The organism is Streptomyces sp. NPDC052101 (assembly GCF_040680235.1).
Taxonomy (GTDB): Bacteria; Actinomycetota; Actinomycetes; order Streptomycetales; family Streptomycetaceae; genus Streptomyces.
Genome location: NZ_JBFAWH010000090.1, coordinates 1 through 5539, shown reverse-complemented (window position 1 = coordinate 5539; position 5539 = coordinate 1). Strand labels below are relative to the sequence as shown.

Sequence of the window (5539 nt, the reverse complement as noted above, 5' to 3'; positions counted from 1 at the left end):
GAGACCTGGCCGACCGCCGACGCCAGATACTGAAACTCACCGAACACGGCCGGGAACTGCTCGCAGCCTGCGGAGAGCTGGCGCGGTCCATCGACGCCGAATTCGCCGCGGACCTGACCGCGACGGAGAGAGTCGTGCTGGCCGGCCTCCTCGACCGGCTGGCAGCCCACCAGGGTCTGCCCACGGAGGCCACCGACCGCTGATGATCTTCATGTGATGTCGAGCAGCTGTGCCCGTCCCAACAGTTGAGCGCGCGCCGCCAGCCCGCAACATCACGCGGCCAAGCTCCGTAACTAGCCGCACCGGCCCGGCACACCCGTCAGGGCAGACGGAATCTGCTCAGGGCGGTGGTCCAGTCGGAGGCGATCCGCCAGAAGGCCCGGACGGCAGGCCCACTCAGCCAGACGAACTCGGTACGAGGTGACCGGAGTGCCAGCACCTCGGTGGAAACCGGGTGCCGAGCGACAGAACTCAGTGGGCGGGAACCGGCTCGGACGACGGCTGCCACTCCCGCCTGATCAGCCCGTAGACCCACGAGTCAGAGACCTCGCCGTCGACGACGCAGTCTTCCCGCAACGTCCCTTCACGCGCGAAACCGAGCTTCTCCAACACGCGGGCAGAAGCCACGTTGCGCGTATCGGTCTCAGCTTGAACGCGATTTAGGTCCAGCGTGTCGAATGCCCACCGCAGCAGAGCCCGCGCGGCCTCGGTCGCGTAGCCGTGGCCCCACGCTGCATCGTCGAAGCAGTAGCCGAGCGACGCGCTGCGGTAGTCCGGATTCCACCGGCTCAGGCTGCACCAGCCGATGAACGCCCCGTCGGAGACGCGATCTACGGCCAGCCGCGCCCCGGTGCCCTCCTGTGCCATCTGCCGGCAAGCCGTGATGAACTTCTCGGCGCGCACGCGTTCGCTCCACGGAGGCGCGTCCCAGTAGCGCAGCACGTAGGCGCTGCTGTGCAGTGCGAAGAGGTCGTTCGCATCCGCGTCTTCGAAGGCACGCAGTCGAAGGCGAGCGGTGTGCAACGAGGGGGTGGGCAGCGACGTCCCCATGTTCCCTCCCCTGATCGGTGGCCGATCAATCAGACATCCGATGCGGGGAACTCGCAACGGGTTTCTCGGCGGGCCGGCAGAACGACGTGTCCGCTCATCGGCGCGACCGAGCGCCCCCAGAGGACGGCACCTGAGGTGATGCCCGGTTCGGCATTCCGGGTCCCGGTTGGAGATGTGCTGGTCCGGTGACGTGAGCGCGGCCAGAGCTGCCGTGGCACCGTACTCGACCGCTACCTTGCGATGGTCCCACAATGCCTGTCGGGCGCGGATGATCTCGGCGTCCGGCACGAGTACGGAGTGCACTCGATCCTGCCGGGCGGCGTGCAGGGCCATCTGGGAGGTGCGGTGTGCGCCGAGGGAGTCAGCGGCGATCGAATCCACGGTGACATCGATAACGGCGCCGGACTGGAGGGCGGCGTTGAGCGCGCGGCAGTTCTCCGGCTCGACCGCCACGATAGGGACGCCGTGGTGCTGGGCGGCGGTGGCCACCCCGGTGAACAGGCCGCCGCCGACCGCGACCACCACGGTGTCCAAACCGGGGATGTGGTGGCGGATTTCCTCCATCAGGGTGCCGGCCCCGGCCGCGATGAGCGGGTCGTCGTAGACATGGCTCGACAGGGCGCCGGTCGTGCTCGCGAACTCCTCGCCAAAGAATCGGCCCTTCGAGCGGTCCACCGGGCGCCGCCTCGCAGCGCGACTTGTCCCGCGTTCTTTCCGATCGCAGGTTCTCGCACGGCTGTTCCCGCACCCGACTCCCGAGGCGGGGAGCCGACGAAATGTGGTGTGGGCGGTGACGGAATGGCTGGTCCGATCTTCCGGAGGCGCGGGCGTGTCTACGACCAGGGTGCGGTCGGTGTACCGTCCGGGTTCAACCCGTACGGCCAAAAACGCCTCAATCGACGGTGGTCGATGCGGTCCAATAGGTGGTCGTCGCTGTTGCCGGTGTCGACGGCCTGCCGCAGCAGGGCCTCAGCCTCGCCCCGATCCCCGGCCTGTTCCCGTAGGCCGGCTAGCCGGAGTAGGGCCTCGGTGCTGCCGGTGTCGACGGCCTGCCGCAGCAGGGCCTCAACTCCACCCCGATCCCCGGCCCGTTCGCGCCGTCTGACCAGCGCGAACAGGGCGTCGCTGTTGCCAGCGTCGACGGCCTGCCTCAGCAGAGCCTCAGCCTCGCCCCGATCCCCCGCTTGCTCCCGTAGGCCGGCTAGCTCCAGCAGGGCGTCGCTGGCGCCAGCGTCGGCAGCCTGCCGCAGCAGAGCTTCAGCCCCGTCCCGGTCCCCCGCTTCCTTCCGTAGGCCGGCCAGGCCGAGCAGGGCCTCGGTGTTGCCGGCGTCGACGGCCTGCCGCAGCAGGGCTTCATCCCTGTCCCGGTTCGCCGCTCGCTCCCGCCGGGCCAGCTCACGCATGGCGGCGGTGTAACTGCCACCGGCGGTGACGTGTCCGGGATGGCGGGCCTGTGGCGGGCGGTGATGCTGACGGGAAGCTTCGGCGGCGCGGTGCCCGAGGTGGTGGGCCCATTGCAAGCGGTACTTCGCACGGGCGACTGCGCTGAGGCTCTGGAGATCTCCGAGGTTGTTCAGGTGGGTGTAGGCAGCGTGCCAGAAGGAGGCGGGTGGGCACAGGTGGCGTCTGGTGGTGCGGCCGTCCTGTTCGAGGTAGTCAGCGAGTCTGAATGTCGGCCCCGAGGGGGCGGGGGTGGATTCGGGCACTGGCGGAAGGGTTGCGGGCGGCTGGCGCGTGGCGCGCCGGCGGGTACGGCTGAGGGGTGCCTGTTTGCCGTGGACGGGGCTGGCAAGTTCGGCGTAGGCGGCTTCCGCCCAGTCCTCAGTGAGGTGTTGGTAGTCGAAGTCGGTGAAGTAGTCGGTTGCGGCGTCGGCCAGGAAGGATTGGCCGAGCTCCGGGCCGACGCCCAGGCGGCGGGCGTCCATCGCCACTTCCAGGATCGCTCGCGCGGCCGGTGTGCCCTCTTCGTAGCGCCGCAGGAGTTCGGGGGCTCCGGCCAGGTCCTGCGCGACACGGCCGTGGCCCGCCGCGCGGGTCAGCGCACCCGCCAGCAAGACATCGCCGGCCTCCGCCAGCGACCGTGCTGTCTCCAGCGCGGCATCGTCGAAGGTGTCAGGGACCGTGAGGTGCCGGCCGCTGAGCAGTTCACGGGTCCGGCTGTGCGGGTCCGGCCCGCTGACAGATGGAAGGGCGGTGTAACGACTGGCGTATCCGGGCCACAGCGTGGCAAGGACCAGGACAGGGGCGCACTCGGGCGCGCTGAGCAGGTGGTGCACGGCAGCGGCGATGCGCTCGCCATGGGACGGGTCACCCAAGTAGTGCTGAGCCTCGTTCAACCACACGACCGTCCGTGGCCCCACTCGGTACATGTCCTCGAAAGCGGCCTCGAACCAGGGTCGGGGGGGATGCCACAGCAGCCACCCCAGCTCAGCCAGTGGCTGGACGGCCTCCCAGCAGGCCCGAGTCTTTCCCGTCGACGAGGACCCGACCAGCACTACCATCCGGCTACGCCCCGCAGCAGCCTCCCGCACCGCCTCGGCCAGGACCCGGTCATGGTCCCGCTCCACGTACCCGGACAGCGCCCGTCGCATTTGGCTGCCAGTTCCGTCACCGCGGGTCGCATCGCTGGCGGGGTGGATTTCCAGATCGTGTGGATCCAACTCAGACAGCGGACGCCCCGGCCCCACCGCAGGACCATCGGCCCGGTCGGCCCGGCGCTGCAGCTCCTGCAGTTCCTCCAACGGCAGCTTCAACGCCCGGGCCAGCGCAGTCACCGTTTCCAGCGACGGCACCGGGCCATCGGCTCGCAAAGCGTCGTAGATCGTGGTGCGCGAAATCTCCGCCCTCGCTGCCAGCTGCGTCTTCTTCAGCCGGGCCGCTGCCACACCGTCCTCCAGGCGTCGTCGCAGCTCCGACAACGCCTGGCTGGACCCCGCCTGCCCCTCGTGCACCCGCCGCTCCCCCCACGCTTCGGTGTCCGCCGGTGTTCATCTTCGTCGCGGCGGACCCTGACGTACGCCGAATCCAGGACAACGGTCATGTCAACTACACGCCCGCGTATGGGAGTCCGCTGTGACCGTCACCCTCATTCTTCTTGTCATCGCGCTCGTGGTAGCTGTGGCTCTGCTGGCCGCGGCGGCGGCCGGGACGCTCGCCCGCATCGACGGCGCCACCTACCCGGCCGCCGTGATGCGCGGCGCTGGAGTGTTTGCCGCGGTCCTCACCCTCGCCTGCGCCGTCACCGCGGCCGTGGCTGCCGTCGTCCGCTGAACGGGCTGGCACGGTGCGAGCCCCCAATACGGGGGAGGCCACCGAAAAGCGCTGGGAATAGGGGGTTCCTCAGGGTCGATATCAGGGGCAGTCCGGATCAGGGGCAGTCCGGAGGCAGTCGCTCCTGCGCTCAGCACCAGCAGGATTGCTCCCAGCGCGCTCGACAAGGAGCGGGGCGACTGCCTGCTGGGCCTCGCCATCCTCCAGGCCGGAGAGGTCGGGCTCTGGTGTGCCAGGCATGGCGCCCCCTTCACATTTCCGATCTTGACCAGAGGGGCCACTGTCCTCCCGGCCCCCTCCCCCAGCTCGGTGCCGTCTGGGCCTTCCCGGGCCGGCTCTGTCCTGCGAGGTGCCGCTGGAGGTCGATGTGGCGGAACTGGTACACGGCCCCGGCCTGTCGCAGGACGCCTCGCCGCTGGTGGGTCGGCCAGGAAACTCATGAAACGCCAGGGCACTCGCCCCGTCGCCGCCAGTTCGATACGCGCCACCAGGAACTCCATCCACACTGACCGGATGAGTCCGAGCACGAGGCCGATTGGGAACGTGTACGTGAACGTGACCGGAACGTCGGCCCCCAACTGCTCGAACCCGCTTCCCCCGAGGAGGATGAGGAGCACTTCCGTGAGCAGCAACATGAGCGCGCCCGTGAACCCGCCCAGGAGTGTAAGGGTCCAGAAGGTGCGTCGGTCCCGAGCCAGCACCGTGCCTGGCCCAACTGCCTTGTCCAGGTCGGGGTGAGCCGCCCGAAGCCCACCCAAGAGGGCCATGAGGAACGCGCCGACGAGCAGTCCGATGAGCCCGCCCATGAGCGGGAGCTCCTGTCCGACACCGATACCGAGCCCGAACACGAACCCGAAGGTGAAGGTGAAGCCGAGGGCGAGCCCGCATGCGCGCCACCCGGATCTTCCTCTCCAGCTCCAGCGGATCCCTGAACTTGGGCTTCTCTCTCCCATCTTTGAGGTGATCACGGCTGCCACTACTGCCGACGGAATCCCCATCCAGAGCGCGAACACGAGCCCGGTCGCAAAGCCTGCCAAGAGTCCCGTCAGGAGTCCCCCGGGGGAACCCGCCCATGAGCCCGGCCATGAGCCCAACCGCGAGCGACAGCCCAGATGGGAAGGCTTTAGTAGGACTCCGTTAGGTCTGTCTTGATCTTGGTGTTGTGTGTGTCCTGCTGGGAAGGGGTTGGTGGCAGGTGGTGCAGATGCCGGTCCAGCAC

General features: G+C 68.9%; 3 protein-coding genes and 2 pseudogenes. 2 read left to right on the top strand and 3 right to left on the bottom strand.

Annotated features, from left to right (window positions below):
- Window positions 1-203 (top strand): annotated as a pseudogene (locus AB0L75_RS43730) (MarR family transcriptional regulator); the annotation flags it as partial.
- 268 nt (window positions 204-471) lie between these two features.
- Here the strand turns inward: AB0L75_RS43730 and AB0L75_RS43725 are convergent.
- The 3 genes and pseudogenes from AB0L75_RS43725 to AB0L75_RS43715 all read right to left on the bottom strand — a co-directional run bounded on the left by AB0L75_RS43725 (window position 472) and on the right by AB0L75_RS43715 (window position 4001).
- Window positions 472-1050, bottom strand: a complete 579-nt coding sequence (locus tag AB0L75_RS43725) for a GNAT family N-acetyltransferase (RefSeq protein ID WP_365191875.1) — start codon at window positions 1048-1050, stop codon at window positions 472-474.
- Window positions 1051-1236: 186 nt separating this feature from the next.
- Window positions 1237-1695: pseudogene (locus AB0L75_RS43720) on the bottom strand (pyridoxal-phosphate dependent enzyme); the annotation flags it as partial.
- A gap of 188 nt (window positions 1696-1883) precedes the next feature.
- Window positions 1884-4001 (bottom strand): helix-turn-helix domain-containing protein, encoded by a 2118-nt coding sequence (locus tag AB0L75_RS43715; RefSeq protein ID WP_365191874.1) that lies wholly within the window; start codon window positions 3999-4001, stop codon window positions 1884-1886.
- 121 nt (window positions 4002-4122) lie between these two features.
- On the opposite strand from AB0L75_RS43715, the gene AB0L75_RS43710 reads away from it, so the two are divergent.
- On the top strand, window positions 4123-4320 hold the full coding sequence (locus tag AB0L75_RS43710) for a hypothetical protein (RefSeq protein WP_365191873.1): 198 nt from the start codon (window positions 4123-4125) through the stop codon (window positions 4318-4320).
- Window positions 4321-5539 lie beyond the last annotated feature (1219 nt).